We start from the raw sequence: 24,599 nt of genomic DNA, 5'->3' as shown, positions 1-24,599 counted from the left end.
CTCCCGGCGTTCAGACTGCTCATCCCACCGCCTCCAGCTTGGAGGCATCAAATCCCGGCCCCGGCACCAGCTCGATGCCGGCCTTGCTCATCCTCACTTCCAGCCCGGCCGCAAGATATTCCGCTTTCAAACGGTCCACTTCGGCAAAGTCCTTGCTCGCCATCGCTTCGGCCCGTGCCTCAGCCAAACGCGCTTCATGTTCCGAAAGATCAATGGTCGAGGCAGAAGCCCAATCCGGCACACAGTCCTCCATTAACCCGAGGAACTGAAGCGAATAACGCAGGGTGGCGACATCGTTGGCAAGCGACAGTTGGTGCAACTCAGAGATTGCGCCAGCGGTGTTCAGGTCTTCTGCCAGGCATCCGATGATCTGCGGATGTGGTTCACCCAACCCTGTGCCCTGCGCCGCCTGCGCATAGAGTTTCCTGAGGGTTCGCTCCGCCTCGCGCGCCTTCTTCTCGGTCCAATCCATCGGCTTGCGATAGTGCGTCGACAGAAATACGAACCGGATCACCTCGCCCGGAACGCCCTGTTCCAGCAGGTCGTGAACGGTAAAGAAATTACCCAGCGATTTGGACATCTTCTTGCCTTCGACCTGCAACATCTCGTTGTGCATCCAGACATTGGCGAACCGCCCCTCGGGATGGGCACAGCAGCTTTGGGCAATTTCGTTTTCGTGGTGCGGGAACATCAGGTCATTGCCGCCACCATGGATGTCAAAGCTTTCCCCCAACAACTCATAGCTCATGGCCGAGCATTCGATATGCCAGCCCGGCCGCCCGCGGCCCCAGGGGCTGTCCCAACCCGGCAGGTCGTCGGTCGAAGGTTTCCACAATACAAAGTCCATCGGGTTTTTCTTGTAGGGCGCAACCTCGACCCGAGCACCCGCGATCATGTCGTCGACGGACCGGCCGGATAGCTTGCCATAATGTTCTTTCCACGAGTCCACTGCAAACAACACATGCCCCTCAGCGGCATAGGCGTGGCCCTTTTCGATCAGCACCTCGATCATCTCGACCATCTGGCCGATATACTGGGTTGCGCGTGGCATGTGATCGGGCTCCAGCGCACCCAACTGGCCCATATCATCCAGAAACCACTGAGTCGTTTCGGCGGTGATGTCACCAATCTTGCGTCCGGTTTCGGCTGCCCGCGCGTTGATCTTGTCATCCACGTCGGTGAAGTTGCGCACATAGGTCACGTGATCAGGGCCATAGACATGGCGCAGCAACCGATAGAGAACATCAAAAACCACTACCGGCCGTGCATTGCCCAGATGCGCCCGGTCATAGACGGTGGGGCCACAGACATACATCCGCACATTGTCGGGGTCGATCGGAACGAATTCTTCTTTCTTCCGGGTCCGGGTGTTGTGCAGTTTGATCGTGGTCATCGGGTCTAGTCCTCAACAGCATGCGCAAGCGCCTTGGCGCGGGCTTAGCAACTTGTCTCAGGGATGAAAACGAAAGAAACCGGCCCGCCTGAAAGTTCAGCAGGTAATGCAGCAACTAATGATGCAAATGCTCCGGTTCATGAGTTCTGGATACCTCGCAAGTTCGCCCAGATCAAGTTGCCGCTCAAAACATGCGAATTACTGCCCGCTATGCTAAGCTGCTCAGCAGGTCTTTTGTCAGGAGCGAGGAAATTTGCCAATGTTCACGAAGGGACCCCTGTTCGATACCTTGCCGCCCGACTTGCAGCGGCAAATCAAGGAAGCGAATGCAAAATACACCAGCAGTGAAGTGAAGAACTTGGACAAGGAATGCGCCAAGCTGGTCATCGACCTCCGGGTGAAACAAAAGAAATTCGACACCGACGTCAAAAAAAACCTGAACGAACTCGACACGGCCATTACCAGAGTCGAGAATCAGCGCGGTGCTCTAGTAACCTGCACAACACAGATTTATGGGCATGAGAAGATCATCGCAAAGCACATGACGGCGTTGAAAAAAGCACATGCGGCAGGTGACGTTAAAAAGTGCAAGACAATTGAAGACAAAATCAAAAAACAAACGGAATCCTATCACAAAACCATGAAGGAGGCGTCCAAGATATCGTCATCGATCGAAACCGACCTGGCAGACGCCGTCAAGTTGATCGAAGCTTTCAAAACCGTTGCCAACATCATCCCGGTATCGCGCATGGTAATCAAATCTACTCTGTGAAGATCAAACCTGGGCACCACACAAGCATATCTTTTTTTGAGTTTCCCAATCCGTCCTCGTGAGATTGACGAATCAAAGCGGTCCTGCCCCTCTCTGTCGAATTACCAAGGGAGCGGATCATGAAACTGTCACATCGAATTACTCATCTGACCGGAGGTGGTTCGGATGGCTGGGAGGTTTTCTATCGGTCACGACGGATGATTGCCGAGGGAACATCGGTGACCGAACTGACAATCGGTGAGCACGACATTCGCACACACCCTTCGATACTAAAGGTCATGAACGATTCGGCGCTTGGTGGGCATACCGGGTATGCCATGGTGCCGGGAACAGCGTTGTTACGCGATACCGTAGCCGCACGGGTGCAGGCCCGAACAGGCGTGGCGACGACACGAGACAACGTGTTGATCACACCGGGTGGTCAAGCGGCGCTGTTTGCCGCCCACACTGCGGTCTGCAATCCCAGCGATACGGCTCTCTATCTCGATCCCTATTACGCAACCTATCCCGGCACCATTCGCGGCGTGGGTGGCGTTGCAAAGGCGGTCAAGACCCGCGCCACAGACGCCTTCCAACCCCGAGCAACGGATATTGATTCCGCGGCAGAAGGCGCCGTTTCCCTTCTGATCAACTCCCCAAACAATCCTACCGGTGTGGTTTATTCCCGCGAGACGATCAATGCGATTGCCGAAGTCAGCAAAGCCAGAGATCTATGGCTGATTTCGGACGAGGTCTATGACACCCAGGTCTGGAAAGGTGAACATGTCTCACCTCGCTCCCTGCCCGGTATGGCCGAACGCACGCTGGTTGTCGGGTCGATGTCAAAATCGCACGCGATGACCGGGTCACGCTGCGGCTGGATCGTGGGGCCAAGCGACGTTATCGGGCATCTGATTAACCTTGCCACACACACGACTTACGGCGTGCCGGGATTCATACAGGACGCAGCCAGCTATGCACTGGCTGCGGGTCAAGAGCTGGAAGACGAGATTTCGGCCCCTTTCCTGCGTCGCAGAGCCTTGGCGCAAGAGATATTGGCGCGTCAAAACGCGATTCTCCCAGTGCCATCACAGGGGGCCATGTATCTTATGCTCGATATCCGGGCGACCGGGTTGAGTGGCGAATCTTTTGCAAATGCGTTGCTGGACACCCACAGAATCGCGGTCATGCCCGGAGAGAGCTTTGGGCAAGCCGCAGCAGGGCATATCCGCGTTGCAATGACAATCGAGGACGCGGCATTTGTACGCTCGCTGGAACAAGTTTGCAGATTCGCCGCCACGCTGACGCAACAACGTGCGGCGGTGTGATTGTCGGAGAAGGTCAGAACCGGAATGTAGTTCGTAGATTGAAGGTATTTGTCCCAAAATCGCCTGACGCGCCGTTCAAGTCCTTGAAGTCGTGATGCAACGCCTCGCCGCTGATTACCAGCCGGTCAGTGATGGGGTATGCAACGCCAATGCCATAGACGGCCGCGTTATCGCTGTTGCCCGAGGTATGCGCACGCGCTGCTCCAAGGACGACATAGCCCAGGGCCGAGCCGAAATCATAACCGCCGCGCAGCTTAAGACGGCTGATATCGTCAATATCCCCACCCCCGGCACCCAGATTGATGTTGGCATAGTTATATTCCAGTTCGCCACCGACCACGAACCTGCCGAAATCGTAGTCGTAGCCGATATGAGGACCGAAATTGAAGTCATTCCCGCCAAGGCTTCCCGGCCCGCCCGCATCCGTATAACCGAAACTGAATCCGCCATACACACCAGTCCAGTCCTCAGCCGTTGCCGGTGTGGCAAAACCGAGCAACAGGATTGCCAATGCTGCGGAGATGACTTTCATCTTCCTTCCTTCTGATCCTCGGCATCGCATGACCGTGATGCCGTACTTTCCAAATATTCAACTACTTACGTGGGCAACCTGCCTGAGGCTTTCAATACAACGATGCAAATCACCGACCCTTGCTTCAACCATAACAGATTCGGTGATCACCGTGGGTAAATTCCTGTAAACCGACCAATTTCGTGGTCGCAAACAGAACAGATCGAGTCGCGCACATAGGCCTAATGTCCTGACAGGCGTGGATGGAGAAATTAATGCAGGGCGAGCAGTCGAAAATCTGCTTGGTTAGTCGGACGATCGGCGCCGACCGGGGCCGTGCCGCGCGTGGAAGGCCGTGAAAGCTGTTTTTATTCAGCACCTTCCACAACACTACACGGAAAAAATTTATGAACGATCAATCCCGTAGCTCCTCTCGCAGCGGTGGCCGTGCAGCCCGTCGCGCCGCCCGCGCAACCTCTCTTCCCGAACATATGCGCCCCGTCCGCCCGGGTCAGGAAGGCGGCTGGCTGAAACCTCTGACGCAAGAGGGAATGGAGCGCATTCACCGTGCGGCGCTGGACGCTCTGGAACAAATTGGCCTGGCCGATGCGCCGCAAAGCGGCATCGATTATCTAGTGAATGCCGGATGCATCCTGGGCGACGATGGACGCATTCGCTTTCCCCGCGCCCTGGTCGAAGACACGATTGCCAGGGCCAATCGGTCGGTAACTCTTTATAGTCGCGATGGAAAAACTGATCTGAACCTGTCGGGCAACCGTGTCCACTATGGCACTGCGGGCGCTGCGGTTCACATGGTGGATGTCGAGGGGCGCAACTATCGCGACTCGACCGTTCAGGATCTGCACGATGCTTCGCGGATCTGCGAAAACCTGGAAAATGTCCATTTTGTACAACGCCCCATGGTATGTCGTGACATTTTGGACAATCGCGAGATGGACCTGAACACGATCTACGCCTGCTGTTCGGGAACGTACAAACACGTCGGAACGTCGTTCACCGATCCCAGCTATGTAGCCCCGGCGATGGAAATGCTGCACATGATCGCGGGCGGCGAGGACAAATGGCGTGAGCGGCCATTCGTGTCGAACTCGAACTGCTTCGTCGTGCCACCGATGAAGTTCGCCACCGAAAGCTGTCAGGTGATGGAGGAGTGCATCAAGGCGGGCATGCCGGTGCTGCTGCTGTCTGCGGGCATGGCGGGTGCGACCGCCCCTTCGACAGTTGCCGGCGCGATTACACAGGCCACCGCCGAGTGCCTGGCGGGTCTCGTCTATGTGAACGCTGTCAAACCCGGCGCGCCGGCGATCTTTGGCACCTGGCCTTTCGGGCTGGATTTGCGAACGGGTGCGATGACGGTCGGATCGGGAGAACAGGCATTGCTGAGCGCGGGCTGCGCGCAGATGCACAAGTTCTATGACCTGCCCGGCGGAGCGGCTGCGGGGGCGTCGGATTCCAAGATGCCCGATATGCAGGCCGGGTGGGAGCAGATGTGTTCGAACGTCATGGCCGGGCTGTCGGGGCTGAACATGGTCTATGAGGCGGCAGGCATGCATGCCTCGCTGCTGGGTTTTTGTCACGAGTCACTCATTCTGAGCGACGATTTGATCGGACAAGCCTTGCGCTGTGTACGCGGTATCGAAGTGACCGACGAAACTCTGGCGCTGGATCAGATGGCCGAAGTTTGCCTTGGCGGCCCCGGCCACTATCTGGGCACCGACGCCACACTGAGCCGGATGCAGATCGACTATGTCTATCCTGCGCTTGGTGACCGAACCTCGCCCAAGGAATGGGCGGAACGCGACAAGCCCGACCTTATTGCAAAAGCGATAGCACGCAAGGAAGCGATCCTTGCCGAGCGGTCTCCGGCCCGGTTCGACGCGACATTGGACGCAAGCATTCGCGCCAAGTTCAACATTCACTTGCCGTCGTAACCTGTTGAAAAGAAGCAGCCGGAGCGATCCGGCTGCCCTATTTGCGTGTGAGTTACCCGTCGGTTGCGGGTATCAGACCTGCCTGCTGCGCCACGGCAACTTCGTCGCGATCCAGCGCGCCGTCACCATTGGCGTCCATGGTCGAGAATTGATCGGCACCAATCTCGGGAAAGACGGCCTGCACTTCTTCGATTGTCAGAACACCGTCGCCATTGGAATCGGCACCGGATTGAGCAAAGGCGATGGTCGGGATACTGACGACCAGCGCGGCCAGATATTTCAGGGTCATTGCGGTTTCTCCTGATTAAAAGGAATTGTTGACGTCCGGACGAGGCCAACAAACCCCCTATCCCGTTCTGTGTCAGCACCGACGCCCTTGGCGGGCAATTTCAAGCCAAAGCCCGCGAAAGCCGCCAGAGTCGTTCAGCAGCGTTCCGCACAACTGATGGTGGATTGGCCTTGTCGGCAATTCTTCCCTTACGGAAAAACCGAAAAGTGGCGCGATCTGGCCGATCATTTCGGGTTGAAAACAGAAAAAAGGGGGCCGAAGCCCCCTTTTCAAGTTTCGCCGTCCAGGCTCATTACATTGACCGCCCGGTGTTTTTTTGCCTGCGGCCTGGACGTCGTCCAGGGCGAGCGCACCCGCCCCATGTGAGAGTGGGAAGGACCGATATTCCGTCCCACCCTGTTCCGGCCGAACATGGGCATGTTCCGCCGAGTGGGATGACGCGTCACGGGTAAGTCTTGGACTTGACTGTCATCCCGGGTGTGGTCGGGACCGGATCACCGAGGGAGATCCAAGCCCCTACACGCCGTCGCCGGCGCGATTCAGTTTAGTGGGTCACGAGCACCCGCTCGTGGATCCACAGGTGTTGCACTTCATGCAGGTGCCGTTGCGCACCAGCGTGTAGTTGCCGCATTCGCCGCAGGGGTCGCCCTCGTATCCCTGCATCTTGGCCTTGGTGCGGGCGTCCATGCCAGTTGCGGTCACGGTTTCGCTGACCACGACGGTTTCAGTCGCCTGCGCCTTGAACCCGGCCGCCGGCTCAGCCATGCCGCCAAAGGCGCTGGCACCGCCGTTGAACACCACCAGTTCTTGCGGCAACCGCTTGCGCAGATATCCCGTCGAACTGATTTGTTTCAGCACTTCCAGTGACTTGGAAGCCGCACTTTCACTAACCTCGGCAATGTTAGAGACGTTTTCATCCTCGCCCCGGCCCAGATCGTCAAAGGTGGCGCCTTCGGGCTTTACATGGGCCAGATCGGTGCGGTCGAGATAGCTGACCGCCAGTTCGCGGAAGATGTAGTCAAGGATCGACGTTGCGTTCTTGATCGAGTCGTTGCCCTGCACCATGCCTGCCGGTTCGAACTTGGTGAAGGTGAAGGCGTCAACGAACTCTTCCAGCGGAACACCGTATTGCAGGCCGACCGACACGGCGATGGCGAAGTTGTTCATCATCGCACGGAACCCGGCACCTTCCTTGTGCATGTCGATGAAGATTTCGCCAAGCTGACCATCTTCGAACTCGCCCGTGCGCAGGTACACCTTGTGTCCGCCCACGATCGCCTTTTGGGTATAGCCCTTGCGGCGATGCGGCAGCTTTTCGCGGTGGCTGCGGATGATTTCCTTGACCACCACCTTTTCGATGATCTTTTCGGCCAGCGTCACCGCTTTTTCCTGAGGCGAGCCGCTTTCCAGAATTTCGGCGGCTTCATCGTCGTCCTCGACCAGGGCCGCGGCCAGCGGCTGGCTGAGTTTTGAGCCGTCGCGATAAAGCGCGTTGGCCTTGATCCCCAGCGACCACGACAGCTCATAGGCTTTTTGACAATCCTCGATGGTCGCGTCATTCGGCATGTTGATCGTTTTCGAAATCGCGCCTGAGATGAAGCTTTGCGCAGCAGCCATCATGGTGATGTGGCTGTCGACATTGAGGAAACGCTTACCCTTCTTGCCGCAAGGATTGGCGCAATCGAAGATCGCATAGTGCTCGGGCTTCAGGTGCGGTGCACCTTCAAGGGTCATGGTGCCACAAACGTGGTCGTTGGCGGCCTCGATATCCTTGCGGGTAAAGCCCAGATGGCGGAGCAGATCGAAGGTCGGGTCGTTCAGCTTGGCCGCAGGAATGCCCAGAACACCGGTGCAGAACTCTTCGCCCAGTGTCCACTGGTTGAACACGAACCGGATGTCAAAGGCCGATTCCAGCGCTTCGTCCACCTTGCGCAGCTCGTTCGGGCCAAAGCCGTGGCCTGTCAGCGAAGTGTGGTTGATCCCCGGCGCGTTGCCGATGGTGCCGTGCCCGACGGCGTAAGACACGATTTCCTCGATCTGGGCCGAGGTGTAGCCCAGTTTCTCAAGCGCGGAGGGAACCGAGCGGTTGATGATCTTGAAATAACCGCCGCCGGCGAGTTTCTTGAATTTGACCAGCGCGAAATCCGGCTCGATCCCGGTGGTGTCGCAATCCATCACCAGCCCAATCGTGCCCGTCGGCGCAATCACCGTGGCCTGCGCGTTGCGATAACCGTTCTGCTCGCCCAGGCTCAGCGCTTCGTCCCAGGCGGACATGGCCAGATCAATCAGGCGCTTGTCGGGGCAGTTGGCATGATCCAGCGGCACCGGCTTGACGGCGAGCTTTTCGTAACCCTGGGTCACGCCTTGCGCCGCACGGCGGTGGTTGCGGATGACGCGCAGCATGTGATCGGCGTTTCGTTCGTAACCGGCGAATGGCCCCAACTCGCCCGCGATCTCTGCCGAGGTGGCATAGGCAACTCCGGTCATGATCGCGGTCAGCGCGCCACAGATCGCGCGGCCTTCGACCGAGTCATAGCTGTAGCCCATGTTCATCAGCAGACCGCCGATATTGGCGTACCCCAGACCCAAGGTACGGAAATCATAGGACAGTTGCGCGATTTCCTTGGACGGGAACTGCGCCATCATTACCGAGATTTCCAGCGTCAGCGTCCAGAGGCGAGCTGCGTGCATATAGTCGTCGGCCTGGAACACGCCATCCTTGAGGAAGGTCAGCAGGTTCATCGACGCCAGATTGCAGGCGGTGTCATCAAGGAACATGTACTCGGAACATGGGTTCGAGCCGCGGATCGGGCCGTCTGTCGGGCAGGTGTGCCATTCATTCACGGTGTCATGGTACTGGATGCCCGGATCGGCGCAGGCCCAGGCGGCATGGCCGACCTTTTCCCACAGATCCCGCGCCTTGACGGTCTTGGCGACCTTGCCGTTGGTGCGGTTGATCAGCTCCCAGTCGGCATCTTTTTCGACCGCGGTCAGGAATGCGTTGGTGACGCGGATCGAGTTGTTCGAGTTCTGTCCCGAGACAGAGCTGTATGCCTCGCTGTCCCAGTCGGTGTCATAGGTCGGGAATTCGATGCTGTCGTGGCCCTGCTTGGCGTAATCCAGCACGCGCTTGATGTATGTTTCCGGGATCGCGACCTTTTTCGCTTCGCGGATCGCGGTTTTCAGGCTGTCGTTTGTATTGGGATCATAAGCGTCATCAGCTGTGCCGTCCCAGCTGCGGATGGCCTCGAAGATACCGTTCAGCATCTTTTCGTGCATTTTCGATCCGGCTACGATCGAGGCCACCTTTTGCTCTTCGATCACTTTCCACTCGATAAACTGTTCGATGTCGGGGTGGTCCGCATCGACAATCACCATCTTCGCTGCCCGACGGGTGGTCCCGCCTGATTTGATCGCGCCCGCTGCGCGGTCGCCGATCTTTAGAAAACCCATAAGACCCGAGGACTTGCCACCGCCCGACAAAGCCTCGCCTTCGGCGCGCAGGTGGCTGAAGTTGGTGCCCGTGCCCGAGCCATACTTGAACAGGCGCGCCTCGCGCACCCACAGATCCATGATCCCGCCTTCGTTCACGAGGTCATCATCGACCGACTGGATGAAACAGGCGTGCGGCTGAGGATGCTCGTAGGCGGATTTCGATTTGGTCAGCTTGCCGGTCTTGTAGTCGACATAGTGGTGCCCCTGCGCCGGTCCGTCGATGCCATAGGCCCAGTGCAGTCCGGTGTTGAACCATTGTGGGCTGTTAGGTGCAGCGCGCTGGGTCGCCAGCATGTACCGCATCTCGTCGAAATAGGCGCGCGCATCGTCCTCGGTCGAGAAATAGCCGCCTTTCCAGCCCCAATAGGCCCAGGCGCCTGCGAGACGATCAAAGACCTGCTTGGACGATGTCTCGCCTTCGAACTCGGCCCCGTCGTCCGGCACCGAACGCCAGAGGAATTCGGGGACGTCCTTTTCCTTGACCTTCTTCAGCCGCGACGGGACGCCGGCCTTGCGGAAGTATTTTTGTGCAATCACATCGCTGGCGACCTGGCTCCAGCGGGCAGGAACTTCGATGTTGTCGAGACGAAAGACAATGGTGCCATCCGGATTTCGGATTTCGGAGGTTGCGGACACAAAATCCAGATCCGCATATGCATCCTGACCGGTCTTGGTGAATTTTCTTTCAATCTTCATGTCCGCCGCCCTAGCTTCTCAATCAACATGTCCCCGACCGATCGGCCGAATTATCTTCCTGCGGGTGCTTGCCCACCCTGGGAACCGGTTCGAGACGCCAAAGAATTCCCGGCGCTGAAATTCACAGCGCGAAGTCGATCACCGACCACACGTTTCCTTGAATTGCTTTCCGTCCCTTGCCCGTTGCCTTTCTGGTCATTACCTACCAGATTTAGTGGCAACGCATCCGGCCCACACAATTTGGCGTATATATCCATAGAAGGTCAACGCCATTTTTGGCCCAAATTCGAATCTTTTTTGTTGACCCCCCAATTCACTCTCGCCCGGCCCGGCGACGTATCCGATTCCTCCACAAGTTGTTCACAGGCCAATACGACCGTGTCCAAACGCCTTCTGCGATTTTTTTCTTTGTTTTCAGGTCGGGTTATGTCGCGTACTGTTCGTGGCAGATACCGTCGAAGGCTCTGACAGGGTTCCGGGAATCACTATCGCCTGGCGATGCGGATGGTTCCATGCGCGGTTGATGACCTGTGACCTGAATTGGACCGTCGACCCATGCGCGCAGTTTGTTTCCCCTTGTTCATGACCTTGATCGTGGCCTGTGCACCACAAGATATAGAGACATCGCGCAGCGCTTCTTATCCGGAATACCCCGAATCTCTCATCCGGGCGTTCGAGGCCGCATGTTCGGACACGGGCGAAAGAATTCTTCGCCCCAGCCGCACCTCAATTGAGTGCAGACAGTTGATGCCGCCCCAAACGACGGCCTATCTCATCCTCACATATGACGGCACGCCCGAGAAATTGCCGGAAAGCGTGATGCGCATGAGTGTCACCGAAATATCCGGCGGTCATCGGGTCGATACCGAGTTTTTTCTGGATATCCCGCGCAAGGATCGTGGCGTAACACGGGTCAGGATCGAAAGCGACAGGTTGGATCGAAAAGTTGCGCGACTGCTGCGGGCAACTGGTGGAACTTCTCTCTGACTGAAGTGTGGTCGGGGCGGCAGGATTCGAACCTACGACCCCCTGTACCCAAAACAGGTGCGCTACCAGACTGCGCCACGCCCCGGACCGTGCGCCTTCCTAGCGATGTGTTTCTGATTTGAAAAGACCTAACAGGGCCAGATTGCGGGCCCACCCGAAAAAATTTCGTGCCGCAAGCGGGTTCCCGGCGAAATTCCATAACGACGGGCCAGCCCAGCATTGATTTCGAACACCGCATATATGTCATCACCGCCAAAGATCGCGGTTTCGTCATGGGGGATTGCGTTCTCGTGAACCCGTTGCACGATACCGGTTCGATCAACGAAAATCATATCCAGCGGAATCAACGTATTCCTCATCCAGAACACGACCGGTTGCGGCGGGTCGAACACGAAAAGCATGCCCGAGCGATCCGGCATCTCTTCGCGGAACATCAGACCTTTGGACCGTTCCTGAGGTGTCACGGCAAGTTCGATGTTGAAGCGGATCTGAGAGGTGTCGTTCTTGAGGTCAAGCACCGTCGGCGCGCATTGCGCCAACGCGGTTTCGGCCCGGAGCGCCAGAAACAGCCCCAAAAACAGGAGTAGTTTCTTCAACACCGCGGAATCAATGGTCGACGGCCGCTTCCCAGGCCAGAACCTGGGCCGCCATTCGACCACGTTTACCGTCGATCACCCGCATGGCAAGCGCTTCGCCCGGCTGAAGATCGGAAAGCCCCGAACGGCGCAGGACTTCGATATGCAGAAACACATCCTCGTCACGACCGAATACGTTGGCAAAGCCAAAACCCTTGCCCTTGTCGAACCATTTCACACGCGCGGCTTCCAGCGGCGCCTGTTCAATCGCATCGGGCGACAGGTCTGCAAAATCGGAAAGCAGCATCGATTCGGCCCGTTCGGGCGGTGCGATGGCAACAACCTCGACGGCCTGCACACCCCGGTCGGTGCGGTGGGTCATAATCTCAATGCCCGCCCCGTCGGCGACCGAACTCTGGCCAAAGTTCCTAAGTACGTTCACGTGCAACAAGATATCCGGCCCGCCTGCGTCGGACACGACAAATCCGTACCCCTTGGCGGGGTCGAACCATTTTACGTGTCCGCGGACTCGTTGCATGTTGTTCAAATCTTCCGGCACTTGCTTCCCAACGTGACTTCTGCCCATCCCATAGGCTGACGATGTGTATGGAATTGGTTGGTAAATTCAAGCTGAAAAACTCTAGCCTTTTCAGCGTTCTGCATTTCACGACACGCAAACGTCATGGATTTAACCTCTGCACTAACCACTCTGACACCATATCCTGTCGACGCCATACGAACCGATCATGCAACCGAAACGCGCCATCTGCCCAGAACTCGATTTCAGTCGGGACCAACCGGTATCCGCCCCAAAACGGAGGGCGCGGTGGATTGGGACCCAGCTTTGCCGTCACCTTCGCCACTTCTGCCATCAGGGCCGCTCGGCTGGACAATGGTTGCGACTGGCGCGAGGCCCATGCGCCCAATCTGCTCTTGAGGGAGCGCGAAGCGTAGTATTCGTCAGCCATTGGCCCCTCTTCGCGGGAAATGGTTCCACGAACGCGAATCTGACGTCGCAGTGATTTCCAGTGTATCACAAAGGCCGCTTTTCCGGCAGTTTCCAGTTCCTTCGCCTTGGCGCTTTCATAATTCGTATAAAAAACAAACGCATCAGGCTCGATATCTTTCAGGAGAACCATGCGCACATTCGGCAGGCCACTCGAATCCACGGTGGACAGCGCGATCGCGTTCGGATCGTTCGGTTCTGACTGTTCGGCCTCGTGCAGCCACCGGCCCGCTATTTCAAACGGATCGGCACCGGCAAAGATGCCATCACGCTCGCTCATTTCCATCCCCTTGAACGACTTGGCGGTGACCCTACGGCGAGAACTCCGCTCAAGCAATAGCCAGCGGCCTTGAAGCAATCAGACCAATGGCATAAACCACATCAACACAACGCGACGACAGGCGGAGAACCGAACATGTCAAATCAGTTGATGGCCGGCAAGCGCGGCCTCATCATGGGACTGGCCAATGACAAATCCATCGCGTGGGGCATCGCCCGCGCCTTGTCCGAGGCCGGGGCCGAGCTTGCATTCTCTTACCAGGGGGATGCATTGAAGAAACGGGTCGATCCGCTGGCCGCACAGCTTGGCAGTGAAATTGTCCTGCCCTGCGACGTGAGCGACGAGGACTCGATCGATGCTCTTTTTTCGGCATTGGGTGAAAAATGGGGGCAGCTGGATATTGTCGTGCATGCCATCGGATTTTCCGACAAGAACGAATTGCGCGGGCGATATGTCGATACCAGCCGGGCCAATTTCAAACTGACTATGGACGTGTCGGTCTATTCCTTCACCGCCGTTATGCAGCGCGCCGAAAAGCTGATGACTGATGGCGGCAGCGCAATAACGCTGACATATTACGGTGCCGAACAGGTGATGCCGCATTATAATGTCATGGGCGTTGCCAAGGCAGCGCTTGAAGCATCGGTGAAATACCTGGCCGAGGATCTGGGCAAGGATGGAATCCGCGTCAATTCGATCTCGGCCGGCCCAATCAAGACGCTTGCCGCATCCGGCATCGGCGACTTCCGCTATATCATGAAGTGGAACGAGTATAACTCGCCGCTGCGCCGCAACGTAACAATCGATGACGTAGGCAAGTCGGCGCTCTATCTGCTCAGCGATCTCAGCAGCGGCGTGACCGGTGAAAACCTGCACGTGGATTCGGGTTATCACATCGTCGGCATGAAGGCCGTCGATGCGCCCGATGTTGAAAAGGGATAACCGGCATGAGCGCCAAGGATCGACTGCCGCACGAAAAGGGCTTTCACATAAGCTGGGACCAGATTCACCGCGATTCCCGCGCACTGGCCTGGCGCCTGGACGGACAAGGCCCGGATGACGGCGCGTGGCGCGCTGTGGTGGCAATCACCCGTGGCGGCATGGCGCCCGCGATGATCGTCAGCCGAGAACTGGATATCCGCACGGTCGACACGATCAGCGTCAAGTCCTATCACCATCAGGCCCAGGGTGAAGCCGAAGTGCTGAAATCGCCCGATGGCGATTTGATGGGGGATGGTGAAGGCGTTCTGATCATCGACGATCTGGTGGACAGTGGCAAAACGCTGGAGCTCGTGCGCAAGATGTATCCCAAGGCACATTTCGCAACCGTCTACGCCAAACCCAAAGGCCGCCCGATGGTGGATACCTTCATCACCGAGGTAAGCCAGGACACCTGGATCTTTTTCCCGTGGGACATGGCCCTGCAATATGTCGAGCCCTATCGCGGCACGGATTGAAACCGAGACGCGCCCAACCGGGCGCGTTTTTTTGGACCATCGGCGCATACCGAAACACTCCAGGACGGATTCACAATGACACAGACCCGAACCGCCGCTACATTCGCGCCGCCGGTCATGGAAGCGCGTCGCTGGATACAAGGGGTCGAATTTCCAGCGGACCGACCGCTGATCAATGTCAGCCAAGCAGCCCCGGTCGACCCTCCACCCGAACCATTGCGTCGCGCCATGGCCGAGTTTGCGATCAACGAGGATGGCGCCCACCTTTATGGTCCTGTTCTGGGCAATGACGATCTGCGCACGGAACTGGCCAGTCAGATATCTGAACACTATTGCGGCTCTGTCAAAGCGACCCAAGTCGCGATCACCAGCGGCTGCAATCAGGCGTTCTCTGCCGCGATTTCCGCCATTACCGGTGAAGGCGACGAAGTGATTCTGCCTACGCCTTGGTATTTCAATCACAAGATGTGGCTTGATATGGCGGGCGTTCGCGCGGTGGACCTGCGTACCGGGGATGATTTGCTGCCCGATCCCGAACAGGCGCGGTTGCTGATCACGGACAAGACCCGGGCAATTTCGTTGGTGACACCCAACAATCCCGGCGGCGTCGAATACCCGGCGGAGTTGGTGCGCGCCTTTTACGATCTTGCCAGGGAATACGGCATTCGCTTGCTGGTGGACGAAACCTATCGCGATTTCGACAGCCGCAGCGGCGCACCGCACGACCTTTTCACCGACCCCGACTGGGACGAAACGCTGGTGCATCTCTATTCCTTCTCCAAGGCCTATCGTCTGACCGGCCATCGCGTCGGGGCTTTGGCCAGCAGCCCAGCCTTGTTGGCCGAGATCGAAAAATTCCTGGATACGGTTGCGATCTGCCCCAGCCAGATCGGTCAGTTTGCAGCCCATTGGGGGATGCAGAACCTGTCGCAGTGGCTGGCCGGTGAACGTGCTGAAATTCTTGACCGCCGTGCCGCGATTACCGAAGGGATGCCTGCGCTGGAGAATAAAGGCTGGAAATTGCTGGGCCTGGGTGCCTATTTCGCCTATCTTGAGCACCCCTTCGACATGCCGTCAGACGAACTGGCACGTGAACTGGTCAGGAAGGCAGGCGTTCTGCTGCTGCCCGGCACCATGTTCATGCCTGCCCACGACAGCGCGGGCCAAAGTCAGGTTCGCGTCGCGTTTGCCAATCTGGATCGGGCCGGGATCGGACAGTTGTTCCAGCGGTTACAGGCGGTCACCTTCTGATCTTGCCCCCCGCCAGTGCGCGTCGTATTCAGGGCCGCAACGAAAAGGGCAGAATAACGCCGCAAGACTAGGGGGCATCATGGCCGCGCGCATCAAGAGCTTGTCTAAAACCTTTGTCTGGATCCTGATGGGCCTGCTTATGCTGGGTCTTGCCGGGTTCGGCGCGGTCAACCTCAGCGGCACGATCCGCACGGTGGCTCAGGTCGGGGATGAATCCATCTCGGTCGATGCCTACGCCCGAGAACTGCAGCGAGAAATTCGCGCGGTCGAGGCGCAGACAGGCCAACCCATGCAGATGTCGCAAGCACGCGAACTCGGCCTCGACCAGTTGGCACTGGCCCGTCTCGTTGCTCTTGCTTCACTCGACAACGAAGTGGCGCAAATGGGTGTGTCGGTTGGCGACGAGAACCTGCAAAAAGAGATCGTTCAGATCCCGGCTTTTCAGGGTATCGACGGATCTTTCGATCGCGAAGCCTATCGTTTTCAGCTTGAGCAGGTCGGGTTGAGCGAGGCGGAGTTCGAAGCAGACATTCGCAAGGAAACTGCGCGGACATTGGTGCAGGGCGCCGTCATGGCAGGGGTAACCATGCCGGACACAATGGTTGACACGCTGGTCGATTACATCGGCGCGCGCCGCAGCTTTACGATGGCCACCTTGGGCGCGGAAAACCTCGAAGCTCCGGTTCCTGCGCCGACCGATGCACAGGTTCAGGGTTATTACGACGAGAACCCTGACCAGTTCACCCTGCCACGCACCAAGCGGCTGACATATGCACTGCTGTCGCCCGAGATGCTGCTGGACACGATCGAAGTGGACGAGGATGCGGTGCGAAACCTGTACTCTCAGCGCGAAGCAGAATTCCGCCAGCCCGAGCGCCGCCTGGTCGAGCGGCTGGTTTTTGGCGACGAAGAAGCCGCCAAAAGCGCTATGGCCCAGATCGAAGTGGGGGGTGCGAGTTTCGAGCAACTGGTACAGGATCGAGGCTTGGAACTACGCGATATTGATCTGGGCGACGTGACAGCTGACGATCTTGGCGCTGCGGTCGATACCGTTTTTGCAGCCGAAGTCGGCAAAGTGGTCGGCCCCCTGCCCTCCGATCTCGGCCCGGCGCTGTTCCGGATCAACGGATCACTGGCCGAACAGATCGTGACCTTTGAACAGGCCGAGGCCGAGTTGCGCGATGAACTGGCCGCTGACCGCGCGCGTCGCCAGATAGAGGCGCAATCCGAGGACATCAATGACCTGCTGGCGGGCGGAGCAACGCTTGAGGAGCTGGCAGGTGAGACCGGGATGGAGCTTGGCCAGATTGACTGGACCGAAGAAAGCAGCGATGGCGTAGCGGCTTACAACGGGTTCCGCGATGCTGCCGAAGCCGTGCAGGAAGGTGATTTTCCCGAGATCGCCTTTCTCGAAGACGGCTCGATCTTTGCGCTGCGTCTGGACGAGGAGCTTGGCCCGAGACCCGAACCGCTGGACAGCGCACGCGACAAGGTCATAGCTGCGTGGGTGCAGGCGGAAACCGCCAAGGTTCTTGGAGAGCAGGCGAACACGGTGCTGGCACAGCTAGCGACCGACGGAGATTTCGCCGCCATCGGCCTGCCGTTCCGGGTTGAAAACGGGTTGACCCGTTCCGCCTATCTGGACGGAACTCCGGTCGATTTTATGAATCAGGTATTCGAGATGGAGCCGGGTGAACTGCGTGTGCTTTCTGGCGCCGGTACCGCCCTGATCGTGCGGCTTGACGATGTCCTGCCACCAGCGGACACCGATGATCTGAAACAGATGCGTGCGGCGTTGGGCGAACAGCTCAATCAGGCGCTGGCGCAAAACGTCTTTGACATCTATGTGCGCGACGCTCAGACCCGCGCGCGTCCGACGCTGGATCAACGCGCCCTGAATGCCGTGCAATCCAATTTCTGACACGAGACTGACATGGCCCTGACCCCCGACTTCGAAACCTTTGCGCGCGCCTATGAGGCCGGCGAAAATCAGGTCGTCTATGCCAGGCTGGCCGCGGATCTGGACACGCCTGTGTCGCTGATGCTCAAGCTGACTGGCGCGCAGAAAGACGCCTTCATGCTTGAATCCGTGACGGGTGGAGAGGTGCGCGGGCGTTATTCCATCATCGGTATGAAACCGGACCTGATCTGGCGCTGTCATGGTCAGCAATCCGCGCTGAACCGTTCGGCCCGCTTTGATGCGGATGCCTTTGATCCGCAGGACGGCAACCCGATGGACAACCTGCGCGCCCTGTTGGCCGAGAGTCGCATCGACCTGCCGGATGACCTGCCACAGGCGGCGGCGGGTCTGTTCGGCTATCTGGGTTATGACATGGTGCGTCTGGTCGAAAATCTGCCGGACGTAAATCCCGATCCGCTGGGTCTGCCGGACGCGGTGATGATGCGCCCTTCGGTTGTGGCGGTGCTCGACGGAGTCAAGGGCGAAGTCACGGTGGTCTCGCCCGCATGGATCAGCGAGGGGCAAACCGCCAAGGCAGCATATGCCCAGGCCGCCGAGCGGGTGATGGACGCGGTTCGCGATCTGGAGCGCGCCATGCCCGCCGAAACGCGTGATCTGGGCGACGCACAGGAAGTCGCTCCGCCGGTGTCGAATTTCACCAAATCCGGCTATATGGAGGCGGTCGAAAAGGCCAAGGAATACATCCGCGCAGGAGACATCTTTCAGGTGGTTCCGGCGCAGCGCTGGACACAGGAATTCCCGCTGCCTCCTTTTGCGCTCTACCGTTCGCTGCGGCGCACCAATCCGTCGCCCTTCATGTTCTATTTCAACTTTGGCGGCTTTCAGGTCATCGGTGCATCGCCCGAGATCCTTGTGCGGGTTTTTGGCAGCGAGGTGACCATCCGCCCCATCGCGGGCACCCGCCCCCGCGGTGCCACCCCCGAGGAGGACCGCGCACTCGAGGCCGATCTGCTGGCGGATCAAAAGGAACTGGCCGAACACCTGATGCTGCTGGATCTGGGTCGAAACGACACCGGACGCGTCGCCAGGATCGGCACAGTTCGCCCGACTGAAAAGTTCATCATCGAACGCTACAGCCACGTGATGCACATCGTGTCGAACGTCGTTGGTGAACTGGCCGAGGACAAAGACGCGCTGGATGCGTTTTTTGCTGGAATGCCTGCAGGCACCGTCTCCGGTGCGCCCAAGGTGCGCGCGATGGAGATCATCGACGAACTGGAGCCGGAAAAGCGCGGCATCTATGGCGGCGGGGTCGGTTATTTCTCGGCTGGCGGCGACATGGATATGTGCATCGCCCTGCGTACCGCCATCGTGAAGGATCGCAAGCTCTATATCCAGGCAGGCGGTGGTGTTGTCTATGACAGCGACCCCGAGGCGGAATATATGGAAACCGTGCACAAATCCAACGCGATCCGCCGCGCTGCTGCAGACGCGTCCCGGTTCACGGGTAATGGCAACCGGTGACATCCGGTTTGGGCATGCAGATATTCACGCCAGATCAGTACGTTACGTCGCGGTGGAAAAATGGTGGTGGCATCACGCATGAAATTGCGCGCGGTAATCAGGACGGTCACCTGCTTTGGCGGCTGAGCCTGGCTGAGGTCGACCGGGACGGGCCGTTTTCGGTTTTTCCGGGCCTGCACCGCATTCTCACGGTTGTCTCGGGCGCCGGTATGGTCTTGGAAGGCGTACAGGGGAACCTGCCTGCGCCACCTTTTTCGCCGCTCACTTTTTCAGGTGATATTGAACTTTGCGGAAGGCTGCGGAGTGGGCCGGTACGAAACTTCAATCTGATCTTTGACCCCACCCGGCTTTGTCCCCGCGTCACGTGTCACAGTGGGCCGGAGCGTTTGCGTTTTCCGGACCACCCTTGTGGGGTGTATATGGTTTCGGGGCAGGCTGGCATAGGCAGTATCAAACTGAAGTCCGGGTCCTTCGTTCTTGAACCGAACGATGACGTTGCATTGGATCCGGGCGCAACGGCACTGTGCGTCGAATTGCGAGCCGTGAATTCACCAAAGAATTGAGAGCACCCGCCAGCCCTGCATCACCCCCCGGCCCCGCTTTTCAGAACCGCTGAGACCGGCGCCAGAGAAACCCGGCTCGCGCGGTCCTGGAGGCCCCAAAGCACCAGCGCCGAGATGGTGTCAGGGCGCACCCGACCCAACATGATCACGGAACCTTCCTGCCCGGCCCGGAATGCCGCCTGATCCAGAAAACGCCGCATCACCTTGGGCTCTTGACCCGCACCGTCAAAATCCCGGAACACCACTGCCGAGGGAACGCCGTTACGCGCCGCAAGTTTCTGTGCGGTGTTCAAGCCATTGTCCTGCATGACCACTCCGCGCCCGGTGCCGCCCGCAATGGCCGTGACCTGTTCGGCAAGGTCCCGGTTGCCCTGGACACCGGTCAACGTGCCTTCGAGAATGCCGACCGTTTCGGGCAAGGTTTCAAGCCAGACCGCCAGCGAAACCTCGGCATCTTTTGCGGTCGCTTCCAGTGGCATATCGGTCATCATCATGACTTCGAAACCGGCCGTCCGGTAAAGGGCCATTTTTTCACTGGCTTCCGGATCGACCGGGCTGATCGCAAAGGTAAGTGGATAGGGAAAGTCCGCCAATGCCTCGGCACCCAAGGACCCGATATCGTCGATCAGAACGATTGCCATCAACGGCCGACCGCCCGGATTTTCAAAGTCAGCGGCATATTCCTCGATCGGTGGACCGGCCGCTTCCTGCGCCGTTGCTCCGTCGGACTGTTGTTGCGGTTCGTCGTCCCGTTCAGTCAGCGGAACCACCGGAGTGCCCACGCCTGACGCGGTAGAGGCCGCATCATCGCCTCCGATCTGCGGTAACTCACGCACCTTGGGGAGATCGGGCGTTTCAGGTACCGGTTGTTGTTCCGGCTCTATTTGTTCTGCAGAAAAGTCGGGCTCAGCGTTTTCCGGCTGCAGGGCCGCCACTTCGGTGTCGGCCTCGGGCAACTCAGTCTCTGCTGTCGGAACAGACAATGGTGCGGGAATATCATTCTGTCGCGGCGGAATTTCCGCCACCTCAGGTGCTTTTGCAGGCGACGGCTGCGCAGGGCTTTCATCAACCTGAACCAACTCGACGTCATGCTGGGGGAATGTTGGCAGGGCAGCCGGCTGGACCGGTTCGACCGGGGCCACCGGCGCAACGTTTACGGCGACGTCTGTCGAAATCTCCGGCGAGGTGATCGCATTGGTATCTGTTGCAAGTTCCGGACGTGAAATCGGCGTTTTGTCTGTCTCTTCGAGAACCGTGACATTATCGTCGTCCACCGGCTCGGGGTCCAGAGCGCGCGGTGCAAGCTCCACCACATCGGCATCCGCCCCGGCCTTGTCCACCGTCTCGTCTGTTGATGCTTGCTCGACCGAAGCGGGGACCGGTGTGACGCTGCCCACTTCGGGGTTGCGCGCCATCGGAGACGTCAGCGACAGATAAACCCCCGCGCCCACCAGCATGGCCGCGCCTACTAGAACCCCTCCCAGAAAACCTTGCATCTCTGCTTGCCCCTATCCTGGTCTGTCGCCAATTCCGGTTTCACCGCGTTATGCGGCCCTGACCTGCGCGGATGCAAGGGACGTAAGTGCCCTTGACGCTGCCGCACAAGCCTGAGCATGTATGTCCCGAACATTGTAATGTGGCCCGGGACCGCAACGCCAGTCCCAATATGCCCAAGTCAAGACACGTACCAAGATGCTGCTGCTGATCGACAACTACGACTCGTTTACCTACAACCTCGTTCACTATCTCGGAGAGTTGGGCGCCGAGATGGTCGTGCGCCGAAATGACGCGCTGGATGTACAGGAGGCGATGGCGATGAACCCGGCGGGCATTTTGCTCAGCCCGGGCCCCTGTGATCCCGATCAGGCAGGCATTTGTCTCGCCCTCACCGAAGCTGCCGCGGAAACACGAACACCCTTGATGGGCGTCTGCCTTGGCCATCAGACAATCGGTCAGGCTTTTGGCGGCAAGGTGGTGCGTTGCCATGAAATCGTTCACGGCAAGATGGGAATGATGCATCACACCGGCAAGGGTTTGTTTGCTGGCCTGCCCTCTCCGTTTGAAGCCACGCGGTATCATTCCCTGGTGGTCGAGCGCGAAAGCCTGCCGGATTGCCTGGAAATCACCGCCGAGCTCGAAGATGGAACCATCATGGGCCTTCAGCACAAGGAACTGCCGATCCACGGCGTACAGTTCCACCCCGAATCGATTGCCTCCGAGCATGGTCATGCTTTGCTCGAAAACTTCCTGAAAGAAATGAAAGTCCCTGCATGAGCGATGCGCTGAAACCGCTGATCGGGGCGGCCGCCGACCGCGCCCTGACCCGGGCCGAGGCCGAGGCCGCCTTTTCCATCCTGTTCGAAGGTGAGGCCACGCCCAGCCAGATCGGCGGCCTGCTGATGGCCATGCGCACCCGGGGCGAAACGGTGGATGAATACGCCGCCGCCGCCGCCGTGATGCGAGCGAAATGCCACGCCGTAAAAGCGCCCCAGGGCGCGATGGACATTGTGGGGACCGGGGGTGACGGCAAGGGTACTCTGAACATCTCGACGGCCACCGCATTTGTCGTAGCTGGCGCGGGGGTGACGGTCGCCAAACACGGAAACCGCAATCTCAGCTCGAAATCGGGTGCGGCGGATGCGTTGGGACAGTTGGGCATCAACGTGATGGTTGGTCCGCAAGTTGTTGAAAAAGCGTTGAATGAGGTCGGGATCGGGTTCATGATGGCACCCATGCACCATCCGTCGATCGCCAATGTGATGCCAACCCGGCAGGAACTGGGCACACGCACAATCTTCAATATTCTGGGTCCTTTGACCAACCCTGCAGGCGTCAAGCGCCAGTTGACCGGGGCCTTTAGCCGCGACCTGATCCGCCCCATGGCCGAAACGCTTGGCGTTCTGGGGGCAGAGCGCGCTTGGCTGGTTCACGGTTCGGACGGCACCGACGAGTTGACCATTACCGGTGTCAGCTGGGTTTCCGCGTTGGAGGACGGGGCGGTCAAGGATGTTGAGTTGCATCCCGAAGATGCCGGGCTTGCCGTACACCCTTTCGAAGACATCCTTGGCGGCACGCCAGAGGAGAACGCAGTCGCCTTCCGCGCGCTTCTGGATGGCGCACCCTCGGCCTATCGCGACGCGGTGTTGCTGAACGCGGCTGCGGCACTGGTTGTGGCCGACAAGGTTAGCGACTTGCGCGACGGCGTTGCCATGGCGGCTGAGAGCATCGACAGCGGCAAGGCAAAGGAAAAGACCGCCGCACTGGCCCGAATTACACAGGAAGGCGCATGACCGAGACGATACTGGACAAGATCAAAGCCTATAAGCTTGAAGAAGTTGCCGCTGACAAAGCACGAAAATCTCTGCAAGAGGTCGAGGCCGAAGCACGTGATGCCGACGCGGTTCGCGGTTTCGCCAAGGCGCTGACAACTGCGGCCCGATCCGGGTACGGGTTGATTGCCGAAATCAAAAAAGCAAGTCCATCCAAAGGGTTGATCCGTGCAGACTTCGATCCTCCTTCCCTGGCTCAGGCGTATGAAGCCGGCGGGGCGTCCTGTTTGTCGGTGTTGACCGATACGCCCAGCTTTCAGGGTGCAAAGGAATACCTGACGGCGGCACGTGCTGCATGTGACCTGCCCGCATTGCGCAAGGATTTCATGTACGATCCCTATCAGGTCGCCGAAGCACGGGCGCTTGGGGCGGACTGTATTCTGATCATCATGGCCTCGGTCGACGATGGGCAGGCGGCAGAGCTGGAACAGACCGCCTTTGATTGGGACATGGACGTTTTGATCGAGGTGCATGATGAGGCGGAACTTGAGCGTGCGACCGACCTCAAAAGCCCGTTGATCGGAATAAATAACCGCAATCTCAAGACCTTTGAGACCACTCTTGATACGACGCGCAGATTGTCGAAACTTGTTCCGGTCGACCGGATGATTGTGTGTGAAAGCGGCCTGAACACGCCAGAGGATCTGGCCGATATCGCCCGCTATGGTGCGCGCAGCTTTCTGATCGGGGAAAGCCTGATGCGCCAGGAAGATGTTGCCGAGGCGACGCGCAGTCTGCTGGCCAACCCTCTGGTGCGAGGTACGATGTAATGTCACTCACGCATTTTGATAGCAAGGGCGACGCTCATATGGTGGACGTCTCGGACAAGGCGGTGACTGACCGGGTGGCCGTAGCCGAAGCTCACATCAAGATGGCGCAGGAAACCTTTGAAATCATTTCAGAAGGTCGCGCAAAAAAGGGTGATGTTCTGGGTGTCGCTCGGCTTGCAGGCATTATGGGGGCAAAGAAAACACCGGATCTGATCCCGCTTTGCCATCCGCTGCCGGTTACGAAGGTTGCCGTCGAACTGACGCTGGACCCTGGACTTCCCGGCGTGCGCATCGAGGCAACGGTCAAGACATCTGGCCAGACAGGCGTCGAGATGGAGGCGCTGACGGCTGCTTCGACAGCCGCGCTCACCGTGTATGACATGGCCAAGGCCGTCGATAAGGCGATGGAAATCGGCGGTATACGCGTTCTTTTGAAAGATGGTGGAAAATCCGGTCGTTACGAGGCGAAATGATTACGGTAGACGAAGCCCGCTCTCTGCTGTTCGATCTGGTTTCGCCAT

The 24,599-nt window shown here is 58.5% G+C and carries 23 protein-coding genes and 1 tRNA gene; 15 read left to right on the top strand and 9 right to left on the bottom strand.

The window, feature by feature from the left end; genetic code table 11:
* Positions 1-19: 19 nt before the first annotated feature.
* Positions 20-1,393: a cysteine--tRNA ligase gene (gene cysS, locus AC2FLX_RS12500; protein ID WP_496811287.1), complete on the bottom strand. Its 1,374-nt coding sequence runs from the start codon at positions 1,391-1,393 to the stop codon at positions 20-22.
* Between the two features lie 253 nt (positions 1,394-1,646).
* Between cysS and AC2FLX_RS12495 the strand changes: the two genes are divergently transcribed.
* Complete coding sequence (locus tag AC2FLX_RS12495) at positions 1,647-2,165, top strand: hypothetical protein (protein ID WP_496875437.1); 519 nt, start codon at positions 1,647-1,649, stop codon at positions 2,163-2,165.
* Between the two features lie 119 nt (positions 2,166-2,284).
* A complete protein-coding gene (locus tag AC2FLX_RS12490; RefSeq protein ID WP_496811285.1) occupies positions 2,285-3,472 on the top strand; it encodes a pyridoxal phosphate-dependent aminotransferase in 1,188 nt (395 codons plus the stop codon).
* Positions 3,473-3,485: 13 nt separating this feature from the next.
* On the opposite strand, the gene AC2FLX_RS12485 is transcribed toward AC2FLX_RS12490, so the two are convergent.
* Complete coding sequence (locus AC2FLX_RS12485) at positions 3,486-4,004, bottom strand: outer membrane protein (protein ID WP_496811284.1); 519 nt, start codon at positions 4,002-4,004, stop codon at positions 3,486-3,488.
* 386 nt (positions 4,005-4,390) lie between these two features.
* Here AC2FLX_RS12485 and AC2FLX_RS12480 point away from each other — a divergent pair, with 386 nt between their 5' ends.
* Positions 4,391-5,935 (top strand): trimethylamine methyltransferase family protein, encoded by a 1,545-nt coding sequence (locus AC2FLX_RS12480; protein ID WP_480750476.1) that lies wholly within the window; start codon positions 4,391-4,393, stop codon positions 5,933-5,935.
* 52 nt (positions 5,936-5,987) lie between these two features.
* On the opposite strand, the gene AC2FLX_RS12475 is transcribed toward AC2FLX_RS12480, so the two are convergent.
* Positions 5,988-6,224 carry an EF-hand domain-containing protein gene (locus AC2FLX_RS12475; protein WP_480750475.1) on the bottom strand — a complete coding sequence of 79 codons (237 nt, stop codon included), beginning with the start codon at positions 6,222-6,224 and terminating at the stop codon, positions 5,988-5,990.
* A gap of 87 nt (positions 6,225-6,311) precedes the next feature.
* Here AC2FLX_RS12475 and AC2FLX_RS12470 point away from each other — a divergent pair, with 87 nt between their 5' ends.
* Positions 6,312-6,590, top strand: a complete 279-nt coding sequence (locus tag AC2FLX_RS12470) for a hypothetical protein (protein ID WP_496811283.1) — start codon at positions 6,312-6,314, stop codon at positions 6,588-6,590.
* Positions 6,591-6,776: 186 nt separating this feature from the next.
* Here the strand turns inward: AC2FLX_RS12470 and AC2FLX_RS12465 are convergent, their stop codons facing one another.
* Positions 6,777-10,415, bottom strand: a complete 3,639-nt coding sequence (locus AC2FLX_RS12465; RefSeq protein ID WP_480750474.1) for a vitamin B12-dependent ribonucleotide reductase — start codon at positions 10,413-10,415, stop codon at positions 6,777-6,779.
* Between the two features lie 747 nt (positions 10,416-11,162).
* Here AC2FLX_RS12465 and AC2FLX_RS12460 point away from each other — a divergent pair.
* Positions 11,163-11,402: a hypothetical protein gene (locus AC2FLX_RS12460; RefSeq protein ID WP_480750473.1), complete on the top strand. Its 240-nt coding sequence runs from the start codon at positions 11,163-11,165 to the stop codon at positions 11,400-11,402.
* Positions 11,403-11,410: 8 nt separating this feature from the next.
* Here the strand turns inward: AC2FLX_RS12460 and AC2FLX_RS12455 are convergent.
* The 4 genes from AC2FLX_RS12455 to pdxH all read right to left on the bottom strand — a co-directional run bounded on the left by AC2FLX_RS12455 (position 11,411) and on the right by pdxH (position 13,263).
* Positions 11,411-11,487 (bottom strand) — tRNA-Pro (locus AC2FLX_RS12455).
* Positions 11,488-11,530: 43 nt separating this feature from the next.
* Positions 11,531-11,998 carry a DUF192 domain-containing protein gene (locus AC2FLX_RS12450; protein WP_496811068.1) on the bottom strand — a complete coding sequence of 156 codons (468 nt, stop codon included), beginning with the start codon at positions 11,996-11,998 and terminating at the stop codon, positions 11,531-11,533.
* 10 nt (positions 11,999-12,008) lie between these two features.
* Positions 12,009-12,536 (bottom strand): cold-shock protein, encoded by a 528-nt coding sequence (locus tag AC2FLX_RS12445; protein WP_480750471.1) that lies wholly within the window; start codon positions 12,534-12,536, stop codon positions 12,009-12,011.
* A gap of 121 nt (positions 12,537-12,657) precedes the next feature.
* Complete coding sequence (gene pdxH, locus AC2FLX_RS12440; RefSeq protein ID WP_480750470.1) at positions 12,658-13,263, bottom strand: pyridoxamine 5'-phosphate oxidase; 606 nt, start codon at positions 13,261-13,263, stop codon at positions 12,658-12,660.
* 135 nt (positions 13,264-13,398) lie between these two features.
* Between pdxH and fabI the strand changes: the two genes are divergently transcribed.
* The 6 genes from fabI to AC2FLX_RS12410 all read left to right on the top strand — a co-directional run bounded on the left by fabI (position 13,399) and on the right by AC2FLX_RS12410 (position 19,979).
* Positions 13,399-14,205: an enoyl-ACP reductase FabI gene (gene fabI, locus AC2FLX_RS12435; RefSeq protein WP_496811067.1), complete on the top strand. Its 807-nt coding sequence runs from the start codon at positions 13,399-13,401 to the stop codon at positions 14,203-14,205.
* 5 nt (positions 14,206-14,210) lie between these two features.
* Complete coding sequence (gene gpt / locus AC2FLX_RS12430; RefSeq protein ID WP_480750468.1) at positions 14,211-14,720, top strand: xanthine phosphoribosyltransferase; 510 nt, start codon at positions 14,211-14,213, stop codon at positions 14,718-14,720.
* A 75-nt stretch (positions 14,721-14,795) separates the two neighbouring features.
* Positions 14,796-15,971 carry an aminotransferase gene (locus AC2FLX_RS12425; RefSeq protein WP_496811066.1) on the top strand — a complete coding sequence of 392 codons (1,176 nt, stop codon included), beginning with the start codon at positions 14,796-14,798 and terminating at the stop codon, positions 15,969-15,971.
* Positions 15,972-16,050: 79 nt separating this feature from the next.
* On the top strand, positions 16,051-17,892 hold the full coding sequence (locus AC2FLX_RS12420) for a peptidylprolyl isomerase (protein ID WP_496811065.1): 1,842 nt from the start codon (positions 16,051-16,053) through the stop codon (positions 17,890-17,892).
* A gap of 12 nt (positions 17,893-17,904) precedes the next feature.
* The gene (gene trpE, locus AC2FLX_RS12415) at positions 17,905-19,416 is read left to right on the top strand and encodes an anthranilate synthase component I (protein WP_496811064.1); all 1,512 of its coding nucleotides are present in this window, start codon (positions 17,905-17,907) and stop codon (positions 19,414-19,416) included.
* Between the two features lie 14 nt (positions 19,417-19,430).
* A complete protein-coding gene (locus AC2FLX_RS12410) occupies positions 19,431-19,979 on the top strand; it encodes a HutD/Ves family protein (RefSeq protein ID WP_496748708.1) in 549 nt (182 codons plus the stop codon).
* A gap of 20 nt (positions 19,980-19,999) precedes the next feature.
* Here the strand turns inward: AC2FLX_RS12410 and AC2FLX_RS12405 are convergent, their stop codons facing one another.
* The gene (locus AC2FLX_RS12405) at positions 20,000-21,475 is read right to left on the bottom strand and encodes a divergent polysaccharide deacetylase family protein (RefSeq protein WP_496811063.1); all 1,476 of its coding nucleotides are present in this window, start codon (positions 21,473-21,475) and stop codon (positions 20,000-20,002) included.
* A gap of 196 nt (positions 21,476-21,671) precedes the next feature.
* On the opposite strand from AC2FLX_RS12405, the gene AC2FLX_RS12400 reads away from it, so the two are divergent.
* The 4 genes from AC2FLX_RS12400 to moaC are packed head-to-tail and all read left to right on the top strand — an operon-like array spanning position 21,672 to position 24,551.
* Complete coding sequence (locus AC2FLX_RS12400) at positions 21,672-22,253, top strand: anthranilate synthase component II (protein WP_480750462.1); 582 nt, start codon at positions 21,672-21,674, stop codon at positions 22,251-22,253.
* A complete protein-coding gene (gene trpD / locus AC2FLX_RS12395) occupies positions 22,250-23,269 on the top strand; it encodes an anthranilate phosphoribosyltransferase (protein WP_496748432.1) in 1,020 nt (339 codons plus the stop codon). Before AC2FLX_RS12400 ends, trpD begins: the two co-directional genes overlap by 4 nt.
* Entirely contained in the window at positions 23,266-24,078 is an 813-nt protein-coding gene (trpC, locus tag AC2FLX_RS12390) for an indole-3-glycerol phosphate synthase TrpC (RefSeq protein ID WP_480750460.1), read from the top strand. Before trpD ends, trpC begins: the two co-directional genes overlap by 4 nt.
* The gene (moaC, locus tag AC2FLX_RS12385; RefSeq protein ID WP_480750459.1) at positions 24,078-24,551 is read left to right on the top strand and encodes a cyclic pyranopterin monophosphate synthase MoaC; all 474 of its coding nucleotides are present in this window, start codon (positions 24,078-24,080) and stop codon (positions 24,549-24,551) included. Before trpC ends, moaC begins: the two co-directional genes overlap by 1 nt.
* Positions 24,552-24,599: the final 48 nt, after the last annotated feature.

The organism is Ruegeria sp. YKSF57, from assembly GCF_059612585.1.
This window is presented reverse-complemented; position numbering and strand designations above follow the sequence as displayed.

Excerpts from the sequence above, each read along its gene's own strand:
- AC2FLX_RS12475 (WP_480750475.1), bottom strand. The coding sequence starts at position 6,224 with ATGACCCTGAAATATCTGGCCGCGCTGGTCGTCAGTATCCCGACCATC.
- AC2FLX_RS12480 (WP_480750476.1), top strand. The coding sequence starts at position 4,391 with ATGAACGATCAATCCCGTAGCTCCTCTCGCAGCGGTGGCCGTGCAGCC.
- fabI (WP_496811067.1), top strand. The coding sequence starts at position 13,399 with ATGTCAAATCAGTTGATGGCCGGCAAGCGCGGCCTCATCATGGGACTG.
- moaC (WP_480750459.1), top strand. The coding sequence starts at position 24,078 with ATGTCACTCACGCATTTTGATAGCAAGGGCGACGCTCATATGGTGGAC.
- AC2FLX_RS12410 (WP_496748708.1), top strand. The coding sequence starts at position 19,431 with ATGCAGATATTCACGCCAGATCAGTACGTTACGTCGCGGTGGAAAAAT.
- AC2FLX_RS12490 (WP_496811285.1), top strand. The coding sequence starts at position 2,285 with ATGAAACTGTCACATCGAATTACTCATCTGACCGGAGGTGGTTCGGAT.
- AC2FLX_RS12420 (WP_496811065.1), top strand. The coding sequence starts at position 16,051 with ATGGCCGCGCGCATCAAGAGCTTGTCTAAAACCTTTGTCTGGATCCTG.
- AC2FLX_RS12460 (WP_480750473.1), top strand. The coding sequence starts at position 11,163 with ATGCCGCCCCAAACGACGGCCTATCTCATCCTCACATATGACGGCACG.
- AC2FLX_RS12405 (WP_496811063.1), bottom strand. The coding sequence starts at position 21,475 with ATGCAAGGTTTTCTGGGAGGGGTTCTAGTAGGCGCGGCCATGCTGGTG.
- gpt (WP_480750468.1), top strand. The coding sequence starts at position 14,211 with ATGAGCGCCAAGGATCGACTGCCGCACGAAAAGGGCTTTCACATAAGC.
- trpE (WP_496811064.1), top strand. The coding sequence starts at position 17,905 with ATGGCCCTGACCCCCGACTTCGAAACCTTTGCGCGCGCCTATGAGGCC.
- trpD (WP_496748432.1), top strand. The coding sequence starts at position 22,250 with ATGAGCGATGCGCTGAAACCGCTGATCGGGGCGGCCGCCGACCGCGCC.
- AC2FLX_RS12465 (WP_480750474.1), bottom strand. The coding sequence starts at position 10,415 with ATGAAGATTGAAAGAAAATTCACCAAGACCGGTCAGGATGCATATGCG.
- pdxH (WP_480750470.1), bottom strand. The coding sequence starts at position 13,263 with ATGAGCGAGCGTGATGGCATCTTTGCCGGTGCCGATCCGTTTGAAATA.
- AC2FLX_RS12400 (WP_480750462.1), top strand. The coding sequence starts at position 21,672 with ATGCTGCTGCTGATCGACAACTACGACTCGTTTACCTACAACCTCGTT.
- AC2FLX_RS12485 (WP_496811284.1), bottom strand. The coding sequence starts at position 4,004 with ATGAAAGTCATCTCCGCAGCATTGGCAATCCTGTTGCTCGGTTTTGCC.
- cysS (WP_496811287.1), bottom strand. The coding sequence starts at position 1,393 with ATGACCACGATCAAACTGCACAACACCCGGACCCGGAAGAAAGAAGAA.
- trpC (WP_480750460.1), top strand. The coding sequence starts at position 23,266 with ATGACCGAGACGATACTGGACAAGATCAAAGCCTATAAGCTTGAAGAA.
- AC2FLX_RS12425 (WP_496811066.1), top strand. The coding sequence starts at position 14,796 with ATGACACAGACCCGAACCGCCGCTACATTCGCGCCGCCGGTCATGGAA.